This window comes from Actinomadura sp. NPDC000929 (assembly GCF_040492065.1).
Taxonomy (GTDB): Bacteria; Actinomycetota; Actinomycetes; order Streptosporangiales; family Streptosporangiaceae; genus Spirillospora; species Spirillospora verrucosospora.
On sequence record NZ_JBEUPA010000044.1, the window covers coordinates 24,378 to 50,882 of the forward strand.

Sequence of the window (26,505 nt, forward strand, 5' to 3'; positions counted from 1 at the left end):
TTGCAAGAAGGTTGCGAATAGTCGCGGATTCATCACGACCCCTTGTGGCCCCTCCCACAGGGGTTGATCATCACCCTTCGTGGGACGACGGGGGTTGGTGCTCAGCCGGATCATCGGCGATCGGACGCTGGTGCTGGCCGCCTGCGCGACCGCCCTCTTCGCCACGACCGTCCTCGCGGCCCTGGTCGGCTACACCGGCTCGGTGACCCGCGAGGGCCTGCGCCGCACCCTGGCGGACGCGACGTTCGAGTCGGTCGGGACGACGCTCGGCACCCACGTCCCGGCGAACGGCCTCCCCACGGTGCAGGGCCAGGTCGACCGGGCGCTGAAGCAGATCTACCGGGACGTCCCGCTGGCGGTCTCGATGAGCGTCCGCAGCGACTCCTTCACGCTGCCCGGCCAGGAGAAGAGCGAACACCCCGACCTGACGGCGTTCGAGACCTACACCGGCATCGAGAAGCACGCGCGGCTCACCGAGGGACGCTGGCCCGGCGCGGCCTCGGGCACGGGCTCCAGGGAGGTCGAGGCGGCCCTGCCCGGCGCCGCCGCCCGCGCCATGCGCGCCGGTGTGGACGACGTCCTCACGCTGCACGGCCGCGTCGACAAGAAGTCGGTCGTGAAGGTCCGCGTCGTCGGGCTGTTCGACGTCCCCGACCCGCAGGACTACTTCTGGCAGGACGACAAGCTCATCACGACCGGCGTCGAAAGGCTCACCTACACGAGCCACGGGCCCTTCGTGGTGCGGCCCGAGGTCTTCGCCGCCCGGTTCACCGGCACGGGATCCGAGGCGCGCTTCACCGTCATGCCGGACCTGCGCGGCGTCGAGCCGGGCGAGCTCGGCGCCCTCGGCGACCGGGTGGCCGCCGGCGGCGACACCTTCGAGAAGGCCGGCGACGGTGCGCAGTTCAGCGTCGCGACCGACCTGCCCGACCTGACCGCGCAGCTGCGCACCGCGCTCCAGGTCGCGCGGTCCACGATGCTCATCCCGGTGATCCAGCTCGCCCTGCTGGCGGGCTGCGCATGGCTGCTGGTCGCGCGGCTGCTCGCCGACCACCGGCGCGGCGAGGTCGCGCTGCTGCGCACCCGCGGCCTCGGCATGCGCCAGCTCGCCCGGCTCGGCCTCGCCGAGGGCCTGCTGATCGTGCTGCCCGCCGCGGTGCTCGGCCCGCTGCTGGCCGGCCCGCTGCTGCGCCTGGCCGGGCACGCGCCCGCGGTCCGGGACTCGGGGCTGCGGCTGGACGCCGGGCCGCTCCTGCCGCTGTGGACCGTCTCGGTGCTGACGGCGCTGGCCTGCGCCGTCGTCCTGACGGTCCCGACGCTGCGGGGCGCGAACCGGACCTTCGTGGAGGCCCAGGCCGGCATCGGGCGGCAGGGCCGCGGCGGCCTGCGCGGCTCGGGCACCGACCTCGCGCTGCTGCTCGTCGCCGGGCTCGCGATCTGGCAGCTCACCCGGTACGGGGCGGACGGCGCGGGCGGCGGCGCCCCCGGCGGCGGCACGGGCGGCATCGACCCGTTCATCGTGTCCGGCCCGGCCCTGGCCCTGCTCGCCGGCGGGGTCCTCCTGCTCCGCCTCGTGCCCGCCGTCACCCGCGTGGCCGAGCGGATCGCGACCCGCGGGCGCGGCCTCGTGGCCGTCCTCGGCACCCGGCAGGTCGGGCGGCGCCAGCTCCGCTACACCGGGCCCGTCCTGCTGCTGGTGATGGCGATGGCCGTCGGGATCCTGTCGGTCACGACGATGGCGACCTGGCGGCGGTCGCAGACCGACCAGGCCGACTTCCAGAGCGGCGCCGACCTGCGGCTGGCCGCCTCGGCCCGGGAGGGCGGCCCGGAGGCGCTCGGGCAGGCCGGGCGGTTCGCGGCGCTGCCGGGCGTCTCGGCCGCGAGCGGGGTCCTGCGCATGGACGCCGACCTCGGCACCGAACCCGCGACCCTGCTCGGCGTCGACGCGAGGAGACTCGGCCCGCTCCTGCGCGTCGGCCCCGGCCTGCGGAACGACCTGCGGTTGGACGAGCTGGCGCGGGCGCGTCCCGCCGCCCCGGCGCTGACCGTGCCCGGCACGCCGAAGCGGCTGCTGTTCGACCTGCGCCTCAGCCGCTCCGGTCCGGAGCCCGAAGTGCCCCCCGACTACGTGCCGCCGCTCGGCGAGGGCTACAAGTTCGTGGTGAGCATCGTCGACGCCGACGGGCTCACCCGGCAGGTGACCCTGCCCGGCATCGACGCGGACGGCGACGAGCACACCATCGCCCTCGACACCGCCCGGCTCGCGGGGAAGGACGGCGTGCCCTCCTTCCCGCTGGCGGTCCGCGGCGTCCACTTCAACTACGACGACAACAAGATCTCGGGCAGGCTCGACCTGGAGCTGCGGAGCATCGCCGGCGAGGGCACCGGCCAGGCCACGCGGCCCGCGGGGGCCCGCTGGGACGCGTTCGCCGGACCGCAGGACCTGGAGCATCCGATCAGGACGACCGCCGAGGAGGGCGAGGACGCGCTGGCGACCCTCACGATCCCCTCGTCGCCCACCCTCGACCGCCAGGGCTTCTACGGCTACGCGACCGGTACCGCCGTCCACGCGATGCTCGGCACGTCCACCCCGCCCTCGCACGACACCAAGAACACCGACCTGCTGCCGGTCGTGCCGGGCGTCATCACCAAGGAGATGGCGAGCCGCGCCAAGGTCGGCGTCGGCGGCACCGTCACCGTGAACACCATCGACGGCGACCAGCCCGTCAAGGTCGCCGGCATCGCGCCCGCGCTGCCGAGCGTGGCGCCCGGCAGGCCTGGCGTCCTGGTCGACCTGCCCACCCTCACCCAGTCGCGGCTCGCCGTGGACGGTTCGGGCGGCGAGACCATCACGCCGCGGGAATGGTGGGCGTCGGCGCGCGGCGGCCGCACCGCCCCCGCCGTCCGGGAACTGGCCCGCCATCCCGCCTGGGGCGAGGTCGCGGCCGACCGCGTCGAGACCCGCGCCCGGCTCCGCGACGCCCCGCTGGGCGCGGCGCTCCAGGGCGCCCTCGTGCTCGGCTTCGCCGCGGCGCTGGCGTTCGCCGTCATCGCGTTCGTGGTGAACGCGGCGGTGACCGCGGGCGAGCGGTACCGGGAGTTCGCGGTGCTGCGGGCGCTCGGCGTCCCGCCCCGCCAGGTCGCCGGGATGCTCGCGACCGAGCAGGCCTACCTGGTCGGGCTCGGCCTGCTCGGCGGGACGGTCCTCGGCCTGGTCGTGGCGCGGCTCGTCGTCCCGCACGTCGTGCTGAGCGTGCAGGCCGCCGAGCCGTACCCGCCCGCGCACCTGGTCGTCCAGTGGCCCGTGGTGCTGGCCGTCCTCGGCGGGGTGGCGGCGGTGCTCGGGCTCGTGCTCGCGCCGGTCATCCGGACGCTGCGGCGCCGGAACCTCGGCGCCGGCCTGCGCGTGGGGGAGGACCGATGAGGAGTGCCGGGACGCGGCTCGCCCGCGCGCAGTGGGCGCCGCTCACCGCGCTGGCCGTGCTGATGCTGGTGTCGGCGCTGCTCGCCGTCGCCGTCCCGTCCCGGACGACCGCCGGGTACGACCGCGCCGCGGCCGCCGCCGTCGGCGCCGACGCCGACATCCACGTGAAGGGGGAGGCCGGAGGCTCCGCCGCCTTCGCGGCCGTCCCCGGCGACGCGGCCCTGAACTCCCACGCCCTCGCCTGGCGGGACCGGCTGCCCCGCTCCCTGGCCGGGGTCGTCGGCGAGCCCGAGTCGTCGGTCACCTCCCCGGGCGACCGCGTCGAGGGGGACTTCCGCCGCCCGAGGATCCTCTACCTCGGCTGGGAGCCGGGCGCCTGGCGGCGCGTCCGCCTCGTCTCCGGCCGCTACCCCTTCAACAAGCCGGGGCAGACGAGCGGCGACATCGACGTGCTGGTCGCCAAGAGGTACGCCGACCAGCTCGGCTACAAGGCCGGCGACCGGATCGACCTCGGCGGCAGGGGCGTCCGCATCAGCGGCCTGTACGCACCGTTGAACGCCGCCGACCAGTTCTGGCGGCCGCGCGCCCGGATCCTGCACCCGACCGTCGAGTACCTCCCCAACAGCACCATCGAGGCCGACGCGGGCACGGCGCTGATCGATGCCACCGCGTACTCGCGCCTCACGCGCGACCCGCATCTGAAGCTGCTCTACGACTGGCGGTTCCCGGTCCGCACCGGCGCCGTCAGCGCCGAGCAGACCCGCGTCATGGTCCGCGACCTCGACGCCTTCCGCTCCGCCGTCGAAGGGCGCGCCGACCTCTTCCCCTGCGAGGTCTCCACCGCCCTGGACAACCGGCTGAAGGAGTTCATCGAACGGCTCCACACCGCCCAGTCCGTCCTCGGCCTCGCCTTCGGCGGCCTCGTCGCCGTAGCCGCCGGGCTGCTGCTGCTCGCCGCCGGGCTGTTCGGCGAGCGGCTCCGCCCGCTCCTCGGCGTGATGCGGGCCCGCGGCGCGTCGCTGCGCCAGCTCGCCGCGCCCGCCTGCGGGCTGACCGCGCTCGCCGCCGTCCCGTCCGCCCTGCTCGGCTACGCGGCGGGACGGCTGCTGGACGCCGGTCCGCCGCAGGCCGCCTCGCTGTACGCGATCGGGCTGCTCGTCCTGGCCGTGCTCGGCGTCTCGGCGACCATGGTCCTGCGGGAGCGCGGCGGCGGGCTCGGCTCGGTCGCCGAACGCCGCGACGACCTCGTCGCGGCGCGGCCCTCCCGGCGGCGGCTCGTCATGGACGGCCTGCTGGTAGTGCTCGCGGTGATCGGCGTCGTGCTGCTGCGCGAGCGCGGCCCGTCCGCCGGCACCGACCCGCTCGTCGCCGCCGTTCCCGCCCTGCTCGGCGCGGCGCTCGGGGTGCTCGTCCTGCGCGCCTACCCGTACCTGCTGCGCGCGGCCGGGCCGCTGCTGCGGCGGCGGACCGGGGCCGTCGCGTTCATCGGCCTCGCCCGCGCGTCCCGGCAGAACCTCGTCGGCGCGCTGCCGCTGGCCGTCCTGCTGCTCGCCGCGACCATCGCCGGCTTCACCTCCACCGTGGACACCGCGCTGCGGATCGGGCAGGAGCGCGCCTCCTGGGCCGAGACCGGCGCCGAGGCGCGGGTCGAGGCGGGGGCGCTGGACGAGGCCGGGCTCCGCCGCATCCGCGCGGTGCCCGGCGTCACCGGCGCCGTCCGGGTCCGGGTCATCACGCGGGCCTCGTCCGCCACCGACCCGGCGCCGGTGACCGTGGTCGGCGTGGACCTCGACGCCTACCGGAGGCTCGCGCCCGAAGTGCCCGGCATCCCGGACACCTCGGGCGCGCTGGTGTCGCCCCTGGCCGCCCGCACCCTGGGCTCCGGCACCGTGACGCTCGGCCGCGCGGGCATGGACCCGGTGACCGTCAAGCCGTCCGGCCAGATCGCGCGCTTCCCCGGTCAGGAGAAGAACAGCGCCTTCGTGATCGTCCCTTACCGGACGGTCGCCGGTGCGACGGGTTTCCCGTCCCACGTCTTCCTCGCGGGCGGCCACATCGACGTCAAGGCGCTGCGCGCCGCGGCCCCAGGGGACGACATCGTGCTGCGGCAGCGGGTCCTGCGGGAGATGACGGGGCTGCCGCTGGTGTCGGTCGTCCACGAGACCTTCCGGAACGGCGCCCTCGCGGGCGGCGCGTACGGGCTGCTCGCCGTCCTGCTGATGCTCGTCGTGGGCGCCCGCGCCCGCGGCCGGACGATCGCGCACCTGCGCGCCCTCGGGCTGAGCCGCCGGCAGAGCCGCCGCCTCGCGCTCGTGGAGGTCGCGCCCGTCCTGCTGTGCGCGGTCGGCGCCGGGTGGGTCCTCGGCCTCCTGCTGCCGGAGATCACCGGACCGGCCGTGGACCTGCGCCCCTACACCGGCGGCTTCGCCGTCACCGCGCACGTCCCGGGGCTTCCGGCGCTGCTCGGCCTGCTCGCCGCGCTGCTGCTGGCGGCCGCCGCCGCCATCGCGGTCGACCGCGCCTTCGACGCCGACCCCGCCGACGCTCTGAGAACGGGGGAGTGATGACCGACACGACCGATCTCGCCGAACTGGAGCGACGGGCCGCCGAACGCGGCCCCGTCTACGGCGAGGGCGCCCACATCGTCTGCGACAACCTGGTGCGCATCTACAAGACCGACGGCGTCGAGGTCGTCGCCCTCCAGGGCCTCGACCTGCTGATCGACCCCGGCGAGCTCGTCGCCATCGTCGGCGCCTCCGGGTCGGGGAAGTCGACGCTGCTGAACATCCTGTCCGGCCTGGACGTGCCGACCGCCGGCGTCGCCCGCGTCGCCGGGTCGGACCTGCTCACCATGGCGTCCAAGGAGCGGCTGGAGTTCCGGCGCGAGAAGGTCGGGTTCGTCTGGCAGCAGACGTCCCGCAACCTCCTGCCGTACCTGACCGCCGCGCAGAACGTCGAGCTGCCCATGAGGTTCGCCGGGCGGTCGCGCCGCGAGCGCGCCACCCGCGCCGCCGAGCTGCTCGGCATGCTGGACGTCGGCGACTGCGCGGGCCGCCGCCCGGCGGAGCTGTCCGGCGGCCAGCAGCAGCGCATCGCGATCGCCGTGGCCGTCGCCAACGAACCCCAGGTCGTGCTGGCCGACGAGCCGACCGGCGAGCTCGACACCGCCACCGCCGCCGGGGTGTTCGCCGCCCTGCGCCGCGTCAACGAGGAGCTCGGCACCACCACCGTCGTCGTCACCCACGACACGCAGGTGTCCGAGCGCGTCGACCGGACCGTCGGCATCCGCGACGGCCGCACCAGCGTCGAGGTCCGCCGCCGCTCCGAGGACGACGGGACCCGCGTCGTCGAGGAGTACGCCCTCCTCGACCGCGTCGGCCGCGTCCAGCTGCCCAAGGGCTTCACCGAGGCCCTGGACCTGCGCGACCGCGTCCGCCTCGCGCTGGAGAGCGACCATGTCGGCGTGTGGCCCGACCGGGAGGAGAACCGATGACCGCGCCGATGGTGGCCGTGGAGGGGCTGGTCCGCACCTTCCGGACGGGCAGGATCGAGGTCCCGGCCCTGCGCGGGGCGTCCTTCACCATCGCGCCCGGCGAGATCGTCGCCGTCCGGGGCCGCTCGGGCTCCGGCAAGACGACCCTCCTCAACCTGATCGGCGGCCTGGACAGCCCGGACGGCGGCACCGTCCGCGTCGACGGCCGCGACGTCGGCGCGCTCTCCGAGGACGAGCTGCTCGCCCTGCGCCGCGACGACATCGGCTACGTGTTCCAGTCGCACGGACTCATCCCCGTCCTGTCGGCCGCCGAGAACGTCGAGGTCCCGCTGCGCCTCGTCCGCACGCCGCCCGCCGAGCGCGACGAGCGGGTCCGCGTCCTGCTGGGCCTCGTCGGCCTGGCCGACCACGCGCTGCAGCGCCCCTACGAGCTGTCCGGCGGCCAGCGCCAGCGCGTGGCGATCGCCCGCGCCCTCGCCAACCGGCCCCGCCTGCTCCTGGCCGACGAGCCCACGGGCCAGCTCGACTCCGAGACCGCCGCCGCCATCATGCCGCTGTTCCGCGCGGTCGTCTCCAGCGAGGGCGTGACCGTCCTGGTGGCGACCCACGACGAGACCCTCCTCGCCGAGGCCGACCGCGTCCTGACCCTGGAGGACGGCTCCGTCACCGAGGCGTCCGTCCCCGCCTGACCGTCACCTGGCGAGGCCGTTCCCCCGGGTCGTGTAGACGCGGGCCCCGACGGCCAGGAGGACGGCCGCGGGCAGCCAGACGGCCGCCGTGGCCCAGAAGTCCTCGCCGACGGCGTTCGCGACGAGCGGGGAGAACAGGCCGGCGAAGAACACGCCGACGGCCAGGCCGAGGGTGGCGACCATGCCCCGGCTCGGGCCGGCGTGCCGTCCCAGCCTCCAGACGCACGCCGCCGTGACGAGGAGGCCGGGCGGAATCATGATCAGCCCGGCGATGAGGGACCGGGCGCGCAGGTCGGCCGGGGCGGCGTCGGTGTCCTGCGACTCGCCGCGCGCCGCGATCTCGGTCAGCCGCCCGCGCCAGACGGTGCCGGTGACCCGGTCGCCCCTGCCGAGATCGCCGATGACCGGGCCCCGGTCGGTGTAGGCCGTCTCCCACCGGTGGCCGTCCGTGCCGGTCAGGGTGACGGTGTCGAGCCTGCCCCGCCTGGACGTCAGCCGGACGCCGGCCACGGTGAACTCCCGCGTCCAGCGGCACTCGGCGGGCCGGGCCGGCGCGGACGGGCAGCGCGGCGCGGCCCGGTAGGCGTCCAGGTCCCGGGTGCCGTCCGGGACCTGCGTGACCATCAGGACCACGGCGAGCGCCACGAAGACGACGGCCGCCAGGAGCGTGAGCACGGTCGCGACGGTGCTACGCAGGACTCCGGCGAGAGAGGGCTGGGGCATGCCCAGATTGTCCCGTTCCAAGAAGGGTGGCGCTCACCAGGGGGACAGGCTTGCGAAGTGATCGTCGGGGGAATCGGTATCGGGGGAACGGAGGGGACGCGATGGCGACCGTGGTACTGGTGGGGACGCTCGACACCAAGGGCGCGGAGTACGCGTGGCTCCGCGAGCGGGTGCGTGAGCTGGGCTGCGACACCGTCCTCGTGGACGCGGGGGTCGGGCCGTCGGAGGTGACGGCCGACGTCACCGCCGAGGAGGTCGCGGAGGCCGGGGGCGCCTCGCTCCAGGCCCTGCGGGACGCCGGCGACCGGGGCGCGGCCGTCACGGCGATGGGGGAGGGCGCGGCGGTCGTCCTCGCCGCGCTGGACCGGGTGGACGCCGTGCTCGCCGTCGGCGGGAGCGGCGGATCGTCGATCGCCGCGCGGGCCGTCCGGGACCTGCCCATCGGACTGCCCAAGCTGATCGTGTCGACGATGGCGTCGGGGGACGTCTCGCCCTACGTGGGCGCCAAGGACGTCACGCTCACCTACAGCGTCGTCGACATCGCGGGCCTGAACCGGCTGTCGCGCCTGATCCTCGGGAACGCCGCCGCGGCGGCGGCCGGGATGGCGAAGGCGCACGCCGTCCCGGAGCCCGCCCCGGACGAGCGGCCCCTCGTCGCGGCGTCCATGTTCGGGGTCACGACCCCGGCGGTGGACGCCGCCCGGGAGCGCCTGGACGAACTCGGCTACGAGGTGCTCGTCTTCCACGCGACGGGCGCCGGAGGACGGGCGCTCGAAGGGCTCGTGGAGAGCGGCCTGCTGGCCGGGGTGCTCGACCTGACCACCACCGAGCTGGCGGACGACCTCGTGGGCGGCGTCCTGTCGGCGGGACCCGACCGCCTCACCGCCGCGGGACGGCACGGCGTCCCGCAGGTCGTGGCGCCCGGCGCCCTCGACATGGTCAACTTCGGGCCGCGCGGCACCGTCCCCGAGCGGTTCGGGCAGCGGATGCTGTACGTCCACAACCCCACCGTGACGCTCATGCGGACGACGGCCGAGGAGATGGGCGAGCTGGGCCGCAGGATGGCGGCCAAGCTGGCCGCCGCCACCGGGCCGACCGCGCTGTTCGTCCCGCTCAAGGGCGTGTCGGCGCTCGACGCGCCCGGCATGCCGTTCCACGATCCGGTGGCCGACGTGGCCTGCTTCATGGCGCTGGAGGACGTCGCGGAGGCGGAGATGCTCGACATGCACATCAACGACCCGGAGTTCGGCCGGGCGATGGCCGACCGGCTGCACCGGCTGATCTCGGAGGGCGCGCAGTGAACCGCGAGACCGTCCTGTTCCGGCTGCGGAACACCGTCGAGGAGGGCAGGCCCGTCATCGGCGCGGGCGCGGGCACCGGGCTGTCCGCCAAGTGCGCCGAGGCGGGCGGCGTCGACCTGATCATCATCTACAACTCGGGCCGCTACCGGATGGCCGGACGCGGGTCGCTGGCCGGCCTGCTCCCGTACGGGGACGCCAACCAGATCGTGGTGGAGATGGCGTCGGAGGTGCTGCCCGTCGTCCGGGACACGCCCGTCCTGGCCGGAGTGTGCGGCACCGACCCGTTCCGGTTGATGCCCGTCTTCCTCGACCAGCTCAAGGCCATGGGCTTCGCGGGCGTGCAGAACTTCCCGACGGTCGGGCTCTACGACGGCGTCTTCCGGCAGAACCTCGAAGAGACCGGCATGGGCTACGACCTGGAGATCGAGATGGTGCGGCTCGCCCGCGAGCGCGGCCTGGTCACCGCCCCCTACGTCTTCGACGAGGACCAGGCGCGGGCGATGGCCGAGGCCGGCGCCGACGTGCTCGTCCCCCACGTCGGCCTGACCACCAAGGGCAGCATCGGCGCCGGGACGTCCCTGACGCTGGACGAGGCGGTCGAGCGCGTCCAGGCCATGCGGGACGCCGCGGCCGCCGTCCGTCCCGACGTCCTCGTGCTGTGCCACGGCGGCCCCATCGCCGAACCGGACGACGCCGCCTACGTCCTGTCCCGGACGGAGGGCGTCGTCGGCTTCTTCGGCGCCTCCTCCGTCGAGCGGCTCCCGACCGAGAAGGCCGTCACCGCGCAGGTCGCGGCCTTCAAGAACCTGGAGATCTGATGCTGAGGAACCCCGGTGACGTGGCGACCGCGACCTTCGACTGGGGGTCGATCAAGTGGTTCGTCACCCCGTCCGCGGTGCCCGGGGCGGGCAGCACCCTGGGCGAGGTGATCGTCAACCCCGGCAAGGGCCACGCCCGCCACCACCATCCGAACGCCGAGGAGGTCATCTACGTCATCTCCGGCGAGGCCGCGCAGATGGTCGACGACGGCGAGCCCTTCCTGATCCGCGAAGGCGACGCCGTCCACATCCCCAAGGGCGTCTGGCACTCCACCTACAACATGACCTGGCGCCCCCTGCGCCTGATCGTCACCTACACCCCCGGCGGCGAGGAGAAGGCCCTGGAAGCCGCCCCCGACCACTGCCTCCACGAACCAGGCGCCATCCCCGAATGGCGCCCCGCCTAACCACCACCCCCGTTCCCGCCCCCAGATGCGGACCCCATACGCGCTGGCCCGAACGCAACCGCCGCACCCCCCCAAGCCGCATCGGCCACCCGAGCGCCGCTGCACAGCTAGTTCCTGGCCGCCCAGCCTCGGGTGCAGGGCCCACACGCTCTGGTCCGCCTCTGCGTAAAGCCCCGGGCGCAGCCGTCCGCGCCTCCGAGCGGCCTTAGGGCAGCCGCGCGCTGCGCGCCGCTGCGCGGCTAGTTCCTGGCCGCCCGGCCGCAGGTACGGGGAGCGTGCGCCTTGGTGCTTCTTTGCGTGAGGTTCCCGAGCGCAGCCCGTCGCGCGCCTCCTAGCGGCGTTGGCTGCTCGAGCGCCGCGCGGGCAGCCAAGCGCCGCGCGGCGTTGCGTGGCCACGCACCGCGCGCTCGGCTCAGGTGCGGGACCAGGCGACCTCATGCTTCTGCGCGAGGAGGGGCCGAACGTGGCATCCGCGATCCCGCAGCGTCCCTGGTGACGGGGTGCCGCGCTGGGGGCCTGGCCTGGCGCTCGGACTCACGTTCGGGACCAGGCGGCCAGGCCTTCCTCGGTGAGGAGGAGGTCGAAGGCGGCGTCCGCGGCTCCGGTGAGGGGGCCCTGCGGGCCGAGCGTCGAGGGCAGGATGGGCGGCGGCGCCGTGCGGCGGTAGCGCATCAGGGCCGCGGTGTAGCCGGTCTCCAGGGCCGCGGGCGCCGTCGCGGCCAGATCGGTGGCCAGGCCGGAGAGCGTGACCACGCCGGGATCGAGGGCGTTGGCGAGGGCGCCGATGCCCCGTCCCAGCGCGTGCGCGGCGGCGCCGACGGCCGAGCGGGCCGCGGGGTCGGACGACGCGGCGGCGATCACGTGCCCGGCGGCCGTGCGCGGGTCGCGGGGGGCGGGGCGGCCGAGGGCGCGGGCCATGGCGCGGCCGTCGACCTCCAGGTCCCAGCAACCGCGGGCGCCGCAGGGGCATTGGAGCGAGGGGTCCCCGAACGGCATGTGGCCGAACTCGCCGCCAGCGCCGGTGGCGCCGTCCACCGGCCGTCCGTCCACGACGAGGATGCCGCCGATCCCTACCTCGACCGTGAGGTGCAGGACCACCCGCGCCCCCGCGCCCGCGCCGCGTCTGGCCTCCGCCAGCCCGGCGAGCGAGGCGTCGTTGCCGACGAGCAGGGGAATTCCGGGCGGCCGGAGCGGTTCTAGGTCCACGCCGCGCCAGCCCATGCCCGACGCCTGGACGACCGTGGTCGCGCTGACCGTGCCCGCGACGCAGGCGGACACCGCACGGAGGCGGTGGCCGTAGCGGGCGTGCATGGCCGCCACGTGGTGGCCGAGCGTCTCGAGGACGTCCGGGGTGCCGGAGTGGCCGCCGGCCTCCTGCGCGACGACGCGGCCGCCCAGTTCGACGCAGGCCGCCTGCCACCGCTCGTGGCTGATGTCCACGACGCACACCAGCGGGCCGTCGCGGTGGGGCACGAGCGCGGGGGAGGGGCGGCCGCGCCCGCCGGTCAGGGCGGAGGCCTCCTCGTCGAGCAGCCGGGCCGCCTTCAACCGGCTCGTGATCTCGGTCGCGGAGCCGCTGCTCAGCCCCAGCGCCCGCGCCGCGTCCGCGCGCTTGACCGACGGGTGAGCGTGGGCGTGGCGGAGCATCGCCAGCGCTCCCTGGCTGCGCAGGGCGCGCGCGGAGTGCGCGGTCATCGGCTCCATGGGTGACATCCTGGCGTGCTCGACTTATCCTCGTCCTACGAGTTTAATAGGGAGGCGCGATGAAGCCCGCCGACACGGGCCCGGCCACCGGGCGGACAGCGGAGACACTCGGGCTGTACGCCGCCTTCGGATGCCTCGGCTACCTGCTCACCGGGCTCGGTGCGATCCTGCCCCAGTTGCGGGAGGAGCGCGGCCTGCCCCGCGCCGAGGCCGCCCTCTACCCGTCCGCCTTCGCCCTCGGTCTGGTGATCGTCGGGCTGGTCGGACACCGCCTGGCCGCACGGCTCGGGCGGTACGCGATCCCGGCGGCCCTGACCGCCCTCGTCGGCGGCGCCGCCCTCCTGGCCGCATCCGGCGAACGACTCGGAACGGCCTCGGGCGCCCTGGTCCTCGGCCTCGGCGGAGCGGGCCTCGTCCAACTCGTCCCGGCGGCCCTGCGCGCCGCCCAGCACGGCGATGGAACGGTCCAAATCGGCGAGGCCAACGCCGTTTCCAGCGCCGCGTCCGTCCTGTCCCCGATCCTCATCGGCGCCGCCCTGGCCCACGGCCTCGGCTGGCGCCCCGCCTTCGCCGCCCCGCCCCTCCTGGCCGCCGCCATCCTCCTTCTCCTCACCCGTCCACCCCGCCCCCCGATCAACGCCCCCACCGAGCCCGCACCGGCCCACGCCACCCCCGCGCCCACCGACCCGCCCAGCACCAAGCCCCTCAACGCTGCGCCAACGGACTACGAGTCGCCCGGGAACGAGCCAACGGCAGGCACCGCAACCGAAGTCCGGCCTACCCGTCTCGGCGCGGCAGGTACTGAGCCTTCTGGCGCTTCTGTCGATCGCAGGTCGTTCGACGAGGAGTCGGCGGCGGGTGGTGTGGGTGGTGGGCGGGTTTCCTGCCTTGGTGTAGGCGCTGAGGCTTCTGGTGGGGTGGGTGCTGGCGGAGAAGGGGGTCGGTCCGTTCGCCGGGGACGGGGCGGGGTTGGGTTCTGGGGACGGTGGGTCGATCTTGTGCTCGCGGTGGGGGTGGAGTTCTGCATGGTCTTCTGGGCGGCGGACTTCCTCGGGAGCGTCAAGGGGCTGGGGGCGGGGAGCGCGGCCACGTTGTCGGCGGGGTTCGTCCTCGGGATGGCCGCCGGGCGGGCCGCCGCGGGGCCGGTCGTGCGGCGCGGAGGACGGCCGGACCGGCTGCTCGCCCTCGCGGCGGCCGTCGGCCTCGGCGGGTTCGCGGTGCTGTGGGCGTCGCCCGCGCCGGTCGCCGTCGCCGGGCTCGTGGTGACCGGGCTCGGGGTGGCGTTGCTGTATCCGGTGATCCTCGGCCAGGCCCTCGCCGCGCGGCCGTCCGAGCCGGCGCGGGCCGCGGCGCGGTGCGCGCTCGCGTCCGGGGTGGCGATCGGCGTCGCCCCGCTCGTGCTCGGGGCGCTCGCCGACCTCGCCACCCTGCGCGCCGCCGCGCTCGTCGCGCCCGTCCTGCTGCTGGTGCTGCTGGCCCGCTGCGGACGGCGGCTCAGGACCGGATAGCCGCGCCCCGCCGCGCCCGGCGGCGCCCAGCGGGGCCCAGCCACGCCCGGCGGCGGCTGGTGGCGGTCGGTGGCGGTCGGCTTGCGAAACGGTGGTTTCTGGCGTCTCGACCACGATCGCGTGGGCGCGGAGCCGAGTGGCGCCGGACGCCGGACGGGTGGAGGTTGTCCAGGCCGTTCGCCCTCCGCGCCTCGGCCCCCGACTGGTCGTCGTCGAGGCGCGGAGTAGGACGGCTTCCGTCGCGTCGGCGGGTGGGCTAGCTGTCGGCGAACGAGCAGTCGGCGGGGTTGTCCGGCGGCTGGAAGTCGCCGGTCGGGAGCTTCAGGGGCGCGTCCTTCACCGTGTACCCCTTCAGCCATTTCCCGAAAGGACCGGAACTGTTGGTGCTGAACGGCGCCGGCCCGACACCCATCTGCTGGCACTGCGGATAGACGACGCCCCACGAGAAGCCCATCCGGTCGAACTTGTGGCCGCGCGGCGACTGGTAGAACGTCAGGTTCGCGCGCTTCTGGTTCGGTGGAATGCCGTGCTCGTCGTCCTGCCGGATTCCGGACACGACCGCGACCGGCCCGGTCGCCATCACGTAGTCGACCTTGATCCAGCCCCAGTGGTGCTTCGACGGTCCACCGGGCACGTCCGGCGCGTAGTGGTCGAACTTCACCGTGCCGCGCGCCGCACCCATGATCATCTTGCCGTTGACGAACTTCCACGGGCCGCCGTGCGCGTCGACGATGAACCGCCGGTACGGGTACTCGGAGTCGCCCGGGTAGTTCAGCCACGCGTCCCCGGTGACGTGGGCCTCCTTCGGGACCGGCCCCTTGTCCTGCGCCATCGCGCTGCCGGTGCCGACCGCGCCGGCCGCGCAGAGAACGGCCATTCCGGCGACCGCGGCACGCCTTTTCCGTGACATGTGGATTCCCCTTTTCCGTGGGCGTCCATCGCCCGCATCCACACGTTCTCAGCGCCCGCCCAGGTCGTCCTTCCCCCGTACGGGCGATACCGCTCGCCCGTGGGGCGGAATGTCAGCTCACTTTGCCCCGGACGTAGACCCATCTGCCGTCGTGTCGCACGAACCGGCTGACCTCGTGCATTTCACCGGGCTCCGTTCCCGTCAGGTAATGGGCGCGGAACTCCACGAGGCCCTTGTCGTCGTCCGGCCCGCCGCCCTCGGTGCGGACGACCTCCAGCCGCGTCCAGCGCGTGCCGTCCTCGAAGCCGATCCGCTCCGGACGTGTCGCCGGATGCCAGGTCGCGAGCAGGTACGCCTCGTCCTCCACCGCGAACGCGCTGAACCGCGACCGCATCAACCGGACGGCCGTCTCAGCCGTTTCCTCACCCCGGTGCAAGGGCCCGCAACAGTCCCGATACCGGGAGCCGACCCCGCACGGACATCTTTTCGCCACCTTCCGATTCTGCCTTGCGGGGCGGTAACCGCGCGGCGACGATGAGCGCCATGTCCGCACGGTTACCGCCCGAGATCGACACCTCCCGCCCCCATCCCGCGCGCATGTGGAACTACTGGGTCGGCGGCAAGGACTTCTACGAGATCGACCGGCAGGTCGGCGAGCAGGTCGCGGCGGCGTTCCCCAGCGCCGGCGACGTCGCCCGCCACCGCGACGCTCGGCCGCATGGTCCGCCACCTCGCCGAGCGGGAGGGCGTCCGGCAGTTCCTCGACATCGGGACGGGGCTTCCCACGCACGACAACACCCACGAGGTCGCCCAGCGCGTCGCGCCCGAGTCGCGCGTCGTGTACATCGACAACGACCCGCTGGTCCTGCTCCACGCGCGGGCGCTGCTGACCGGGCGCCCCGAAGGCAGGACGGACTACGTCCAGTGCGACGTCCGCGACCCCGGCCGGATCCTGGACGAGGCCGCCCGCACCCTCGACTTCGGCCGTCCGGTCGGCCTCATCATGTTCGGGATCATGGGCAACGTCGTCGACGACGGCGAGGCGCACGCCATCGTGCGGCGGCTCCTCGACGCGCTCGTCCCGGGAAGCTTCGCGGCGTTCAACGACGGCACCGGCGTCGTCGACCGGAAGGGCCGCGAAGAGGCCGTGCGGATCGCCGTCGAGCAGGGCTCGACGCCCTATGTCGTCCGCACGCCCGAGCAGATCGCCGAGTTCTTCACCGGCCTCGAACTGCTGGAGCCGGGCGTCGTCTCCACGTCCCGCTGGCGGCCCGAGGCGACGCCGTTCGGCATGCCGGAGCCGGTGGACGCCGCCTGCGGCCTGGCCCGCAAGCCCTGACCCGGCGGTCGCCGCGAGGTGTCGCATCCGGCCGCCCGCCGATCGTCCAGGAGGTGGAAGACCCCGTACGACTCGAAGGATCTTCACCTGCTGCCACCCCGCGCTGCCCGTGGCGGCGCAGGTGGACGTGAGGTCGGGAGCCCGCTTCGCGCGACAAGATCGTTTTGTCAGGCTTGATCGACTTCTCCGGCGGGCACGTTATCGATCATGTCTCGGTCGCCGCTGAGGCGATCGTCCGACTTCGACGGAGAGGGACTCGATGGCGACTCTCAGATCCGCCGGCCGCCTTCCGCTGGCGGTCACGGCGGCAGGCGCCGCGACGCTCGCGCTTCTCGCGCCCGCCGCGGCCGCCGACGTCCGGTACGAGCCCGGAGCCCCCGGCATGGGCGACCCCTACTTCCCCGATCTCGGCAACGGCGGATACGACGTCACGCACTACTACATCCAGACCGCCTACGACCCGGGCACCGACGAGCTCACCGGCACGACCACCGTCAAGGCGACCGCCACCCAGAACCTGTCCCGGTTCAACCTCGACTTCCACAAGATGAACGTGCGGTCGGTACGGGTGAACGGCCGCGCGGCGTCGTTCGACCGCACCGGCGAGCGGGAGCTGGAGATCACCCCGCCCCGCGGCCTGCGGAAGCACAGCGCGTTCACCGTGACCGTCCGCTACGACGGCGTGCCGCAGGTCCTCAGCGGCCCGGTCGTCTTCGACCTCCCGTACGGTTTCCTGCCGACCAGGGACGGCGCGACGGTCATGAGCGAGCCCGACGGCGCGTCCACCTGGTTCCCGTCCAACGACCACCCGCGCGACAAGGCGCTGGTCACGCTGGAGACGACCGTCCCCCACGGCCTCAAGGCGATCGGCAACGGACGGCTCGTCCGGCAGTGGAGCGCCCACGGAGAGGACACCTTCCTGTGGCGGGAGGACCGGCCGACGGCGACGTACCTGGTGACCAACTCGATCGGACGGTTCGACGTCTCCACGACGACCACCCCCAAGGGCGTCCCGCAGCTCGACGCGGTCGACCCGGAGATCGCCTCCGACCCCGACGCGCTCAGCACGCCGCGCCACACCACGCGGGTGACGGACGAGCTCGCCGGCTACTTCGGCGACTACCCGTTCACCAGCACCGGCTCCATCGTCGAGAACGACAACGTCCCGCCGCTCAACCTGGAGAACGCGCTGGAGACCCAGACGCGCCCCACCTACCAGAGCCCGCCCGTCGAGCGGGGCGTGGCGCACGAGATCGGCCACCAGTGGTTCGGCGACAGCGTCTCGGTGCGCGACTGGAAGGACGTCTGGCTGAACGAGGGCTTCGCCAAGTGGGTCGAGTGGTACTGGGCGGAGAAGCACGGAGGCCAGCCCGCGCAGCTGTCGTTCCAGCAGTCCTACGACAACCCGCCGCCGATCCAGCCGGACCGGCCCCCGTTCTGGGACCTCGTGATCGCCGACCCGACCCACGACCAGCTGTTCCACCGCGCGATCTACTTCCGCGGCGCGATGACGCTGCAGGCCCTCCGCCACAAGATCGGTGACGGGCCGTTCCTGCGCCTCGTCCGCACCTGGGTGGCCACCAAGCGGTACGGCAACGCCGGTACCGGGGAGTTCGAGGCTCTGGCGGAGAAGGTCTCCGGCCAGGACCTGGACGCCTTCTTCAAGGCCTGGCTCCACAGCCCGACCAAGCCCACCACCTGGTGACCCGCCCCGGGGGCCGGCGCACCGCCGGCCCCCGGCGCGGTGGGTGAGGCAGGGGGGCGGCCCTGCCTGGCTCAGTCCAGCAGCAGGCCCATGTAGTACTCGTTGATCCGGTGCCCCTGGGCCTCCAGCGCGGCCCGCCGGAGCCCCTCCACCTGGAAACCACAATTCAGATAAAGCGAAAGAGCGCGGCGATTGTGCTCCATCACGGTGAGTTCCAGACGTCGCATCCCGCGCGTCCGCGCCTCCCGCAGTGCCGCCCCCATCAGGGCCTTGCCCAGCCCCCGCCCGCCGTGGCCGGAGCGCACGCCGGCGACCACGTAGCCGGTGCGGCGGGCCCTGGCGAAGGGGAGCACCGACACGTCGACGTAGCCCACCGCCGCGGGCCCCTCCAGCGCCACGACCAGGTACGACGGGTCGCGGCCCTCGGCGCGGGCGGCGAGGCGCAGCTTCAGCGGGTCGAGGTCCGGCTCCCGCTCGCCGGGTTCCAGAAGCATGAATTCCGTCTCGCCGTCCAGAAGGTGCTGCAATTCCGCCAAAGCGGACGCGTCTCCTGGACGCCCGAGCCGGATCAGCGGATCAGTGGCCGTCACGCCCCCAGTGTGCCAGATGGAAATACCCGCCATTTCAAACTAAACGCCACAACCACTCCCCAGACCTGCAAGAAAAGTGCCCTCTACCGGTAACGACATCGCCCACGCTCATTACCTTTCCCGCCGAGCGGGCGCCTCCGCGGCGGCGAGACGCCGGCCGTCCGCCGCCGTCGACCGGGGGCGGAACCGCCGCGGGCTCGGAATCCGTGGATTCCGAGCCCGGTTCTGCCTGGCGCCTCCGGCGTGGGGAGCGTGGCGCGCGTGTCCTTTCGGGAGTCCGTGGGGTGGGACCGAAGCGATCAGTAGTTCGGGTTGTTCGTGGTGGGGATCTGGATGCTGATCGGGAGGTTGCCCCCCGACAGGAAGAGCAGGGTCCCCAGGCGGATGATCTCGTCGAAGGCCCAGTAGATCTGCAGCAGGCCGGGGGGCGCGTCCGTGATCTTGAGCAGGCCCTCCTTGATGGCGACGAAGGTCGGCCAGAAGGCCTCGAAGGCCGGGTCCCACACCGGCTCGCGCGGGATCTGCAGCCAGCCGCAGATCTGGTCGCCGAGCATGTAGCGGGTGAGCGCGCCGAGGATGTGCGTGGTGAGGATGCCGCCGTCGATGGTGACGCCGAGGTGGAGCAGGATGTCGGCCAGCTTGACGCCCTCGGGGGTCGGGGCGAGGACCGGGTCGAGGACCTGCGCGGCCTGGGCGTTGGCCTCGTCCCACGAGTTGGGGATGTACTCGTCCAGGATGCCCAGCATGTGCGCGGTCAGCTGCCAGGAGTGCAGGAACGCCGCGGACTCGTCGGCGGGGATCGGCACCTTCCACCGGTTCAGCTGCTTCATGACCGTGGTGGGCAGGCTGTGCCAGGTGACCATCATGTCCGCCTGGCTGATCGGGATCTGCTCGTCGGCGACCTTGGTCCAGTACGGGGACTGCGGCAGCAGGTGGCGCACGCCCGCGTGGGCCAGCCGCGTCTTGACGCAGGTCACGATCATCTCGCCGTCGGGCAGGAACGCGTTCCTGGTGCCGATGTCGTAGCCGAGCTTGGCGGTCTTGGTGATGCGGTCCCTCATGTCCGCGCCGCCCTTGGAGTAGTACACCGCGCGCGCCTCGTGGGGGATGACCGTGCTCATCATCCCGCTGGCGAAGCCGTAGCTGACGCCGAGGTAGGTGCCCCGCTTCTGGTTGAACCTGAACGCGGTGGCGAGCTTCGTCTGGTCGGCCCACGACGGCAGCTGCCGGGCCTTCTCGATGAACGCCCTCAGGTCCGCCGGCAGCCCGGACGGCAGCGCCTGGCCGTTCTTGGTCCAGGTCTTCAGCAGCATGTTGACCTTGGGGACGTCGCCCCGGTCGATCAGCGAGGCGACCAGCGGGTCGGCCTCCTCGTCCCAGACCCACCGCGGGTCGACGCCCTTGCCGGCGCCCACGACCGATCCCTTGGGCGACCACGTCCACAGCGGCCTGGCCTGGGCGGGCGTCGCGACGCTGAGCGCACCGAGCGCCCCGAGCACCCCGCCCGTCATCAGCACGTTGCGCCTGCTGGGTTGTTCCATGCCTTTCCCTCCTCGGGCCGACGACGACTGCTGATACGATGAAACACAACGTGCTTCCGTGTATCAGGGTCTGGCATCATGAGAGCACACGGTGGCTTCGGTCACAAGACCCTTCGTGACGCACATGGACGATTCGGGCAGAATCGGTGTCTCGGGAGGGGATCGTGGAACCTGTGCTGTCGTTCCTCATGGGGTCGTCGGACTCGGGGTCGCTGCTGGAGAGCGTGTACGTCGAGGCCGTCGAACAGGTCGACGACGTGGACGAGACCCGGTCGCGCGTCCTCGACGCGGCCTACGCGCAGTTCTGCCGGATGGGCATCCAGCGCTCCACGATGGACGACGTGGCCCGGCGGGCCGGCGTCTCGCGGATCACCGTCTACCGGCGGTTCGCCACGAAGGACGCCCTGGTGGAGCAGGTGGTGCGGCGGGAGTTCCGCCGCTATTTCGACCGGTTCCTCATCGACATCCGGGAGGCCGAGACGGCCGCCGACCGGGTCGTCCTCGGCTTCGTGAGCTCGCTGCGCGCCATCCGGGGCAACCCTCTGATCGGCGGCCTGATCGCCACGGAACCGGACCTGCTCCTGCCCTCCCTGACCGGTGACGGGGGCCGGACCCTCGCCACCGTGCGGCGGTTCGTCGCCGACCAGCTCCGCCGCGAGCAGCGCGCCGGCAACGTGTCGAGCGACCTGGACATCGATTTCGTGGCCGAGATGATGGTCCGGATATCCGGCTCGCTCCTGGCGGTTCCCAGCCACATCATCGACCTCGACGACGACGCTCGACTGGCCGCCCTGGCCCACCGCTTCCTCGTCCCGATGCTGGAACCGAGAGAGCCCCGTCTCGACCGTCCCTGACCTGTCGAGGCCGCGGTCGGCGCCCTCGCGCGGCGAAATGTCGCCGCGGGCGACCCTTGTGACCCTTTCCCGCCGCCATGGAAGAGCCTTCGCGGCGCCGCCATGGCGAACCGTTCCATTCTCCGCCGGGCGGAGCGCCATGGTGAATGAAATGGCGTCGATGTGCGGCTCTGCGTGACGGGAGAGGGCCCTTTGTGATATGGGGCTGACCTGCGTCCACATGGACGGATGCGTGGCGCTGGAAGCTTGACGTCGGGCATTAAGTAAGTACTATGTCCTTTGCGGCAAAGGCCGCAAAAGGAACTCAAAGAAAAGGGAAGTGTGTCGCAATGGCGACTAGCTTGAACAAACAAGATAAAATGGAACGAGAGGCCTCGCTGAGGTCGATCCTCGACACCGAAGGGCTCTTCCGGTTCGCGTCGGAAACCGACCGGGAGGCCGTGGCGTCCGCCCTCCGCGACGCGTACGACGCCGCATGGGAGACCATCGCACCGTTCTACGTCCGGGCCGTCCACCGCATGCTCGGAGACATCCGAGCGGCGGCCGCGAACGGCGCGACCCTCGCGTCGGTCGGCCGCGACGGCGAGAACTGCCGCATGATCGTCCTCGCCTTCGAGCCGGGGCTGGACATCATCGAGATCCCCATCAACCGGAGCGTCGTCAGGAGCGCACTGGCGGATCTGAAGCGCCACCATGGCAGGACCTTCCCCGAGCTGGACGCCATGCTCGGGACGATGGCGTGGAAGGCCCCCTCCGACGAGGAGATCGCCGACGCCGCTCGGAACCTGACGACACTCCTGCGTCGGCGGGGCCTGCCCGTGGACGAGCCCGAACCGCGGCAGGACGTCATCCTGCTCGACAACGGAATGCGCGGCACGGCCCGTGCGGCCCTGAAGCAGATGTACTGGCCGACCGCCAGGGGAACCCTGGTGCGCGGGCTGTACCTGTTCCGGACGGCGGCGTACTTCGACCCGCACCCGCACGCGGACCGGGGGTACCTGTTCGACCTCGACGCGGCCGGCAGCGACGGCGGCAAGAACCTGCTCGTGCTGCCGGACGACCCGGATCTGGAAGGTCTGACCTTCCGGGCGAACGACGCGCTCGTGGTGATCGAGGTTCTGACCAGCGGGCCGAAACTGACACCCGACCGGATCGACGCCCAGGGCCACCCCGTGCAGGGATGGTTCCGAGACCACCCGCTGACGAAGGGGGTCAATCCGGTGCACCGGTCCGCCCGCTACACGGATCCTCGGGTCCAGGAGGGGGTGCTGCGCGCCGTCCGCGAGGCCATCGGGAATCACGCGCGGTCCGTGGCCCTTCGCGAGCGGCGCGGCGCGGACGTCCAGGAACTGCTGCGCCCCGGCCACGAGCGAATGGTGCGGAACACCCGGGACTGGATCGCCGGAAACCTGGACGCCATGCATCCGGGGCTCCGCGAACTCGTCAGCACGTACTGCTGGCGGACGGCCCGGTGGGGCATGAACGTCAAACTCGCCGACGCCGTCGAAGCCGCCGGCCTGTCCGCCGAAACCGCGCGGACCGTCTGGACGGAGTTCGACGAACTGCGGGATGACACGGCCAGGGAGGCGTTCATCGAGAGGCTGGCCGGTTCGCCGCGAGAAAGCTGATCGTGCGGCGGTCTCACGGCCGGTAATGATCAGGCCCGGCCCGCCTTAGGGCCGGTCCGGGCACTCGACCCGTCCACCCGAAGGCCGGGCGGCGCACTCACGCGCCGCCCGGCCTTTCCCATGCCGCGCCGCCGGGCGAGCCGAAGGCCTTTCGGAATATGACCTGGGTCGCGCTTTCGGCCCGGTTGCCTTCCGGCCTCGGCGCCGTACGGTCTTGATCAGGTCCTGCTCGGCAGGGCTTCTGCCTCGTGCAGTTCGTGACTAAAGCCCGGAAGGCTGCGTGATCATCATGATCCCGACCAACGACCGTCCCGAGATCTCCCGTCGCGGGAACGGTTTCCCCCTCACCCGCTACGCCGGGCCCGACTTCACCTGGCCCGTCTTCACCGGGGTGAGCTTCCCCGGGGGCGGCTTCACCGAGATCGACTTCGTCCTGGTGGAGCTGGTCGTGGTGGAGTACGACCGGGTGTGGATCCCCGTGCTCGACCTCGCCACGATGCGCGTCACCGTGGTGGAGTTCCTCGTGGTGCGGGTCACCGTGCGGCGGATCGCCATCCTGTGGATCACCGTCGTGGAGTACACGCCGGTGGGCTGCTACGTGCGGGAGTACGGCCTGCTCAAGTACCTCCGGGAGGAGTACACCCGGGACGGGTACGACTGGGTGGAGTACACCGCGCTGGTCTCCGCTGCGGACTGGCGAGTGTGAGAACCGCGCCCTAGGCCCCCCGGCCTGCGCGGCTCCATCGTCAAGATGACCGAGATGAGGGGGCTGGTGCGGCCCCCTCATCTACGGCCCCGGCGTGACGCCGGACGCCGATCGCGAAACCTTCGGCTCAGCCGAGCCGATTCTCACTTGAGCGTGCCGTCCCGCATGGCGCGCTTCTCACCGAAGTGGCCCTTCTCCCCCGGGAGGAGGGCCACTTTCGTTGAAAGACGCCCGCACGCCCGCCGAGCCCGCACCGGGAAACGTGAGCAACATGCCTTGGGGACGGCGCCCCGCACGGAAACCGCGCCCGTTCCGAGGAAGCGAAAGCCCTGCGCGGCGCTCATGCCGGCCAGGGACCTTTCGCGGTGGTCATGAAAGCGCCTCCGGCAGGATTCGAACCTGCGGCACCCGCTTTAGGAGAGCGGTGCTCTATCCCCTGAGCTACGGAGGCGTGTCGTCGCTCGCGGTAGAGCGTAGCGGACGGCACCTACAGGGTAGGGGAAGGGGAGTGGTGGGCGCTCCCTGTTATGCGCCGGACCCTAGGCCGCGCGGGGGCGGTGTGGGTACGCTTCCGTTCCGTGACGGGACGGCATCGAGGGCAGCCGAAGGACCTGGACGCCCGGGAATCGGCGGGCGAGGAGTCGCCGCGCGGTAGGCGGATCACGGTCGTCGCCGCGGCATTCGCGGTGCCCGTGCTGGTGGCGTCGGCGATCGCGTTCGGGCTGCGGGACGAGCCCGCGCGGGAGAGGCCGGAGTCGGCGGGCGGGCCCGCGCGGAGCGTGGCGCCGGGGCCTGAGGGCGAGCCGACGTTCGGGACGTACGTGCCGCCGGAGACGGAGCCGCAGGTGGCGACCAAGCCGCCGAGGCGGGCGCCCAGGCCGGCGGTGACGCCGCGGAGGGCGAGCCCCGCGCCCGCGCCCACCCCCTCCCCGTCCGCGCGTGGGCGGCGGCCGTGCCCTGCCGGCTGGGAGGACGTCTGGTGGATGCGCCGGTGGTGCGAACATCACCGAAGTCGCTGAACCGATTACGGACAGGTCATCGTAGATCCTGTAGTAGCGTTCTGGCGCTGTTCCGCTTTTGGGCATCAGGAGGAAAACCACCGTGCCGAACCCCCGGTCGGCGGCGCTGACCGCGGTCTTCCTGGTGATGGCGACGCTCTCACCGCACGGCGCCGCGAACGCGGCCGCGGGGGCCGACTCGCTCGAGTCGCTGCGCCGCGAGGCGACGAAGGCGCGCACCGAGCTAGAGAAGGCCACGAAGCAGATGGAGACCCGGAAGAAGGACCTTGCCGGGTCCCAGGTGAAGCTGCGCGCCACGCTGAAGGACCTCGCCGGGGCCGAGGCCGAGCTGAACCGGATACGCGAGCCGCTGGCCCGGCTCGCGAACACCTCCTACCAGCAGAGCGGCGCGGCCGGTTCCATGGCGATCTTCGGGGGCGGTGATCCGAGCACGGCGCTGCGCTCGACGGCGGACGTGACGCTCATGGCGAGGTCGCAGCAGGCGCTCGTGGACCGTGCCGACGAGCTGCAGGACCGGCGGCAGCGGCTCGCCTCCACGGCGCAGGAGCTGCAGTCGCGCAACGCGGTCGAGCAGACCCGCCTCCAGCAGGAGGTGGAGGGGTTGAAGAACCGGTCGGCGCAGTTGACCAAGCAGCTCAACGCGATGCTCGACAAGCTGGCGGTGACGCGGCAGAAGCGGCTCGAACTCGGGTGCGACAAGTCCCTGGCGAGGGATGCGAGGAAGTTCCCCAACGGGCTCATCCCGTCGAAGTACCTGTGCCCTCTGCCGCAGAAGAACGGGCACATGCTGCGGGCGGACGCGGCGCTCGCCTTCTACAAGCTGAACGAGGCGTACAAGCGCAGTTTCGGGCGCGACATGTGCGTGACGGACGCCTACCGCAGCCTGGCGGACCAGCACCGTGTCTACGCGCAGCGGCCCGGCTTCGCGGCCGTTCCCGGGACGAGCAACCACGGCAAGGGGCAGGCGCTCGACCTGTGCGGTGGTGTGCAGAGCTCGGGTTCCGTCCAGTTCAACTGGATGGAGGCCCACGCCGGGAAGTACGGATGGATCCACCCGGCCTGGGCCTACAGCAACCCGTTCGAGCCCTGGCACTGGGAGTTCGGGACGGAGAACGGATGAGCCGGGCCGCCCGGCGTCAGCGGGGGGACGGCACCTCGTCGGCGGGGACGACCTCCGCCGTGCAGTAGCGGCAGCGGCGCGCCTTCACCGGGATGTCGCTGAGGCACTGCGGGCACTCGCGCTCGGTGGCCTCCTTGCCGCGGTCCATCCGCTCGATCAGCTTGGTCGTCGGGAGCACGACCAGGAAGTAGACGATCAGGGCCGTGATGAAGAACGCGATCGCCGATGTCACGAAGACCCCGTAGGGGAACGTGGTGCCGTCGATGCTGACGGCCAGGCGCGTGTAGTCGGGCTTGCCGCCGAGAAGGGCGATCAGCGGGGTGATGAAGGAGTTCGCGAAGTCCTTCACGAGCCCGGCGAACGCCGCTCCGACGACGAACGCCACCGCGAGTTCGACAAGGTTCCCGCGGAAGAGGAACTTCTTGAATCCGCTCATGTCGGCTCCAGGGGTTGTGGGGGTCGCGCCCCCGGCTGGCGGGGCGCGTGAAACGGCTACGGATCGTAATGAAGTCATGCCTGATTCGCCAAGTCGACCCCTCTCACCTGCGCGGGGTCAGGGGGCGGTGATCGTCAGGGCGAGGGGGCCGGCGGCGCCGGCCAGGGCGACGGCCTGGGGGCGGTCGGTCGCCAGGACGACCAGGGCGCCCTCCTCGGGGCCGTTCTCGTCCGGGGGCGGGATCGCTATGACCGGCACTTCTGACACCACCACGCGGGCGGCGGGCCAGCGGGGGCGCGGGCCGTTCGCGGGGGCGCCCTCGGACGGGACGGTCAGGACGTCCACGCGGTCGCCGGGGCGGACGAGGCGGGCGGCGCCCGCGTCGGCCAGGCGGACCGGTGCGGCGACCGTGCCGGGGCCGTAGCCGCGCAGGAGCCCGGCGCCGACGACGCGGGCGTCGGTGAGGGGTTCGCCGCGGCGCATGGGGCCGGCGAGGACGCGGCCGGCGCCGCCCGCGCGGAGCGCGCCCGCCGGGACGGCGGACGGCGGCAGGTCGAGGGGGCGGAGGTCGGCCGGGGCGAGGGGCGTTC

Annotated in this window: 22 protein-coding genes, 1 tRNA gene and 1 pseudogene; 15 read left to right on the plus strand and 9 right to left on the minus strand. The window is 73.0% G+C overall.

Annotated elements, in window-relative coordinates:
• Positions 1–79: 79 nt before the first annotated feature.
• Genes ABWI04_RS18005 through ABWI04_RS18020 form a run of 4 tightly spaced genes read left to right on the plus strand, consistent with a single transcriptional unit; the run spans position 80 to position 7,606 of the window.
• Positions 80–3,424 carry an ABC transporter permease gene (locus ABWI04_RS18005; RefSeq protein ID WP_353833110.1) on the plus strand — a complete coding sequence of 1,115 codons (3,345 nt, stop codon included), beginning with the start codon at positions 80–82 and terminating at the stop codon, positions 3,422–3,424.
• A complete protein-coding gene (cas5, locus tag ABWI04_RS18010) occupies positions 3,421–5,988 on the plus strand; it encodes a CRISPR-associated protein Cas5 (RefSeq protein WP_353833111.1) in 2,568 nt (855 codons plus the stop codon). The genes ABWI04_RS18005 and cas5 overlap by 4 nt, the downstream gene beginning before the upstream one ends.
• Positions 5,988–6,917 (plus strand): ABC transporter ATP-binding protein, encoded by a 930-nt coding sequence (locus ABWI04_RS18015; protein WP_345173355.1) that lies wholly within the window; start codon positions 5,988–5,990, stop codon positions 6,915–6,917. The genes cas5 and ABWI04_RS18015 overlap by 1 nt, the downstream gene beginning before the upstream one ends.
• The gene (locus ABWI04_RS18020; protein ID WP_345173357.1) at positions 6,914–7,606 is read left to right on the plus strand and encodes an ABC transporter ATP-binding protein; all 693 of its coding nucleotides are present in this window, start codon (positions 6,914–6,916) and stop codon (positions 7,604–7,606) included. Before ABWI04_RS18015 ends, ABWI04_RS18020 begins: the two co-directional genes overlap by 4 nt.
• Before the next feature lie 3 nt (positions 7,607–7,609).
• Here ABWI04_RS18020 and ABWI04_RS18025 read toward each other — a convergent pair whose 3' ends face one another.
• Entirely contained in the window at positions 7,610–8,329 is a 720-nt protein-coding gene (locus ABWI04_RS18025) for a hypothetical protein (RefSeq protein WP_353833112.1), read from the minus strand.
• Positions 8,330–8,430: 101 nt separating this feature from the next.
• Between ABWI04_RS18025 and ABWI04_RS18030 the strand changes: the two genes are divergently transcribed.
• The 3 genes from ABWI04_RS18030 to ABWI04_RS18040 are packed head-to-tail and all read left to right on the plus strand — an operon-like array spanning position 8,431 to position 10,855.
• A complete protein-coding gene (locus ABWI04_RS18030; RefSeq protein ID WP_353833113.1) occupies positions 8,431–9,630 on the plus strand; it encodes a Tm-1-like ATP-binding domain-containing protein in 1,200 nt (399 codons plus the stop codon).
• Entirely contained in the window at positions 9,627–10,448 is an 822-nt protein-coding gene (locus ABWI04_RS18035; protein ID WP_353833114.1) for a phosphoenolpyruvate hydrolase family protein, read from the plus strand. Before ABWI04_RS18030 ends, ABWI04_RS18035 begins: the two co-directional genes overlap by 4 nt.
• Positions 10,448–10,855: a cupin domain-containing protein gene (locus tag ABWI04_RS18040; RefSeq protein WP_179844124.1), complete on the plus strand. Its 408-nt coding sequence runs from the start codon at positions 10,448–10,450 to the stop codon at positions 10,853–10,855. The genes ABWI04_RS18035 and ABWI04_RS18040 overlap by 1 nt, the downstream gene beginning before the upstream one ends.
• Positions 10,856–11,389: 534 nt before the next feature.
• Here ABWI04_RS18040 and ABWI04_RS18045 read toward each other — a convergent pair.
• Entirely contained in the window at positions 11,390–12,559 is a 1,170-nt protein-coding gene (locus ABWI04_RS18045) for an ROK family protein (protein WP_353833115.1), read from the minus strand.
• A 59-nt stretch (positions 12,560–12,618) separates the two neighbouring features.
• On the opposite strand from ABWI04_RS18045, the gene ABWI04_RS18050 reads away from it, so the two are divergent.
• The gene (locus ABWI04_RS18050) at positions 12,619–14,067 is read left to right on the plus strand and encodes an MFS transporter (RefSeq protein WP_353833116.1); all 1,449 of its coding nucleotides are present in this window, start codon (positions 12,619–12,621) and stop codon (positions 14,065–14,067) included.
• Between the two features lie 256 nt (positions 14,068–14,323).
• Here ABWI04_RS18050 and ABWI04_RS18055 read toward each other — a convergent pair whose 3' ends face one another.
• Positions 14,324–14,977, minus strand: a complete 654-nt coding sequence (locus ABWI04_RS18055) for a hypothetical protein (RefSeq protein ID WP_345173367.1) — start codon at positions 14,975–14,977, stop codon at positions 14,324–14,326.
• 112 nt (positions 14,978–15,089) lie between these two features.
• A complete protein-coding gene (locus ABWI04_RS18060; protein ID WP_425550302.1) occupies positions 15,090–15,470 on the minus strand; it encodes a YchJ family protein in 381 nt (126 codons plus the stop codon).
• Positions 15,471–15,511: 41 nt separating this feature from the next.
• Here ABWI04_RS18060 and ABWI04_RS18065 point away from each other — a divergent pair.
• Together ABWI04_RS18065 and ABWI04_RS18070 are read left to right on the plus strand one after the other, a co-directional pair.
• Positions 15,512–16,316, plus strand: a pseudogene (locus ABWI04_RS18065) (SAM-dependent methyltransferase).
• A gap of 259 nt (positions 16,317–16,575) precedes the next feature.
• Positions 16,576–18,021: a M1 family metallopeptidase gene (locus ABWI04_RS18070; RefSeq protein ID WP_353833117.1), complete on the plus strand. Its 1,446-nt coding sequence runs from the start codon at positions 16,576–16,578 to the stop codon at positions 18,019–18,021.
• A gap of 71 nt (positions 18,022–18,092) precedes the next feature.
• On the opposite strand, the gene ABWI04_RS18075 is transcribed toward ABWI04_RS18070, so the two are convergent.
• Together ABWI04_RS18075 and ABWI04_RS18080 are read right to left on the minus strand one after the other, a co-directional pair.
• Positions 18,093–18,611, minus strand: a complete 519-nt coding sequence (locus ABWI04_RS18075; protein ID WP_353833118.1) for a GNAT family N-acetyltransferase — start codon at positions 18,609–18,611, stop codon at positions 18,093–18,095.
• 299 nt (positions 18,612–18,910) lie between these two features.
• Entirely contained in the window at positions 18,911–20,152 is a 1,242-nt protein-coding gene (locus ABWI04_RS18080) for an oxygenase MpaB family protein (protein ID WP_353833119.1), read from the minus strand.
• A 188-nt stretch (positions 20,153–20,340) separates the two neighbouring features.
• Between ABWI04_RS18080 and ABWI04_RS18085 the strand changes: the two genes are divergently transcribed.
• The 3 genes from ABWI04_RS18085 (at position 20,341) to ABWI04_RS18095 (ending at position 23,340) form a co-directional block, all read left to right on the plus strand.
• Positions 20,341–21,006: a TetR/AcrR family transcriptional regulator gene (locus ABWI04_RS18085; RefSeq protein WP_378188585.1), complete on the plus strand. Its 666-nt coding sequence runs from the start codon at positions 20,341–20,343 to the stop codon at positions 21,004–21,006.
• Between the two features lie 359 nt (positions 21,007–21,365).
• Positions 21,366–22,634: a hypothetical protein gene (locus ABWI04_RS18090; RefSeq protein WP_353833120.1), complete on the plus strand. Its 1,269-nt coding sequence runs from the start codon at positions 21,366–21,368 to the stop codon at positions 22,632–22,634.
• A gap of 280 nt (positions 22,635–22,914) precedes the next feature.
• A complete protein-coding gene (locus ABWI04_RS18095; RefSeq protein ID WP_345173380.1) occupies positions 22,915–23,340 on the plus strand; it encodes a hypothetical protein in 426 nt (141 codons plus the stop codon).
• 378 nt (positions 23,341–23,718) lie between these two features.
• Here the strand turns inward: ABWI04_RS18095 and ABWI04_RS18100 are convergent.
• Positions 23,719–23,791 (minus strand) — tRNA-Arg (locus tag ABWI04_RS18100).
• 127 nt (positions 23,792–23,918) lie between these two features.
• Between ABWI04_RS18100 and ABWI04_RS18105 the strand changes: the two genes are divergently transcribed.
• Entirely contained in the window at positions 23,919–24,359 is a 441-nt protein-coding gene (locus ABWI04_RS18105) for a hypothetical protein (RefSeq protein ID WP_353833122.1), read from the plus strand.
• 82 nt (positions 24,360–24,441) lie between these two features.
• The gene (locus ABWI04_RS18110; RefSeq protein WP_345173383.1) at positions 24,442–25,479 is read left to right on the plus strand and encodes a D-alanyl-D-alanine carboxypeptidase family protein; all 1,038 of its coding nucleotides are present in this window, start codon (positions 24,442–24,444) and stop codon (positions 25,477–25,479) included.
• A gap of 16 nt (positions 25,480–25,495) precedes the next feature.
• Here ABWI04_RS18110 and ABWI04_RS18115 read toward each other — a convergent pair whose 3' ends face one another.
• Both ABWI04_RS18115 and ABWI04_RS18120 read right to left on the minus strand, forming a co-directional pair.
• Positions 25,496–25,915 carry an MscL family protein gene (locus ABWI04_RS18115; RefSeq protein WP_345173384.1) on the minus strand — a complete coding sequence of 140 codons (420 nt, stop codon included), beginning with the start codon at positions 25,913–25,915 and terminating at the stop codon, positions 25,496–25,498.
• 117 nt (positions 25,916–26,032) lie between these two features.
• A partial coding sequence (locus tag ABWI04_RS18120; protein WP_353833123.1) for an RcpC/CpaB family pilus assembly protein occupies positions 26,033–26,505 on the minus strand: 473 nt, incomplete at its 5' end.

Excerpts from the sequence above, each read along its gene's own strand:
- ABWI04_RS18030 (WP_353833113.1), top strand. The coding sequence starts at position 8,431 with ATGGCGACCGTGGTACTGGTGGGGACGCTCGACACCAAGGGCGCGGAG.
- ABWI04_RS18025 (WP_353833112.1), bottom strand. The coding sequence starts at position 8,329 with ATGCCCCAGCCCTCTCTCGCCGGAGTCCTGCGTAGCACCGTCGCGACC.
- ABWI04_RS18115 (WP_345173384.1), bottom strand. The coding sequence starts at position 25,915 with ATGAGCGGATTCAAGAAGTTCCTCTTCCGCGGGAACCTTGTCGAACTC.
- ABWI04_RS18085 (WP_378188585.1), top strand. The coding sequence starts at position 20,341 with ATGGGGTCGTCGGACTCGGGGTCGCTGCTGGAGAGCGTGTACGTCGAG.
- ABWI04_RS18080 (WP_353833119.1), bottom strand. The coding sequence starts at position 20,152 with ATGGAACAACCCAGCAGGCGCAACGTGCTGATGACGGGCGGGGTGCTC.
- cas5 (WP_353833111.1), top strand. The coding sequence starts at position 3,421 with ATGAGGAGTGCCGGGACGCGGCTCGCCCGCGCGCAGTGGGCGCCGCTC.
- ABWI04_RS18020 (WP_345173357.1), top strand. The coding sequence starts at position 6,914 with ATGACCGCGCCGATGGTGGCCGTGGAGGGGCTGGTCCGCACCTTCCGG.
- ABWI04_RS18040 (WP_179844124.1), top strand. The coding sequence starts at position 10,448 with ATGCTGAGGAACCCCGGTGACGTGGCGACCGCGACCTTCGACTGGGGG.
- ABWI04_RS18015 (WP_345173355.1), top strand. The coding sequence starts at position 5,988 with ATGACCGACACGACCGATCTCGCCGAACTGGAGCGACGGGCCGCCGAA.
- ABWI04_RS18045 (WP_353833115.1), bottom strand. The coding sequence starts at position 12,559 with ATGGAGCCGATGACCGCGCACTCCGCGCGCGCCCTGCGCAGCCAGGGA.
- ABWI04_RS18050 (WP_353833116.1), top strand. The coding sequence starts at position 12,619 with ATGAAGCCCGCCGACACGGGCCCGGCCACCGGGCGGACAGCGGAGACA.
- ABWI04_RS18090 (WP_353833120.1), top strand. The coding sequence starts at position 21,366 with ATGGAACGAGAGGCCTCGCTGAGGTCGATCCTCGACACCGAAGGGCTC.
- ABWI04_RS18070 (WP_353833117.1), top strand. The coding sequence starts at position 16,576 with ATGGCGACTCTCAGATCCGCCGGCCGCCTTCCGCTGGCGGTCACGGCG.
- ABWI04_RS18055 (WP_345173367.1), bottom strand. The coding sequence starts at position 14,977 with ATGTCACGGAAAAGGCGTGCCGCGGTCGCCGGAATGGCCGTTCTCTGC.